The following is a 504-nucleotide window of genomic DNA, read 5'->3' as shown; positions in this document are numbered from 1 at the left end:
CTTACGTTGATTGCTTGTGCGTTAGTTGCGCTGCCTCTTTTGAAGCAGAAAGCAAACAACGACGACATCTTACGTGATGAGTTGAACAAAGCTTTTTATAAAGATCGTCTTTCTGAGCTTCAAGAAGAAACAGAAGAAGGTCTTGTCGAGAGTCAAGAAGATCTGATTTCTGATCTTAAGCAGTCACTTTTGGATGATATTCCTGCACAGAAAATGAGTCAGGAAACCAAAGTCTCGCCGATGGCAGTGCTTATTCCTTCTGTGATTCTTACGGTTGCATTAAGTTACGGGCTTTATTACAAGTTTGGCGCATCTCAAGATGTTGTGAAATGGCAAGAGGTTACGTCTAACTTGCCAGAGCTTTCTAAGAAGCTGATGTCGTCGTCTTCTGAACCTCTGAGCGATGATGAAATGGCTGATTTAACGTTGGCACTGCGCACGCGCCTGCATTATCAACCAGAAGATTCAACCGGTTGGTTGCTACGCGGTCGTATTGCATTAGCG

1 protein-coding gene is annotated in these 504 nt (G+C 43.8%); it reads left to right on the top strand.

All coding sequences use genetic code 11. The annotated features are described in order from the left end of the window. Positions 1-504 (top strand): c-type cytochrome biogenesis protein CcmI (gene ccmI / locus R8O11_RS31655; RefSeq protein ID WP_318195442.1); only part of this gene is annotated, 504 nt, incomplete at both ends.

The sequence above is a fragment of the Vibrio sp. 1288 genome, assembly GCF_033344475.1.
Note: the sequence above shows the minus strand (reverse complement) of the source record. Positions and strands in the feature narration are given on the sequence as shown.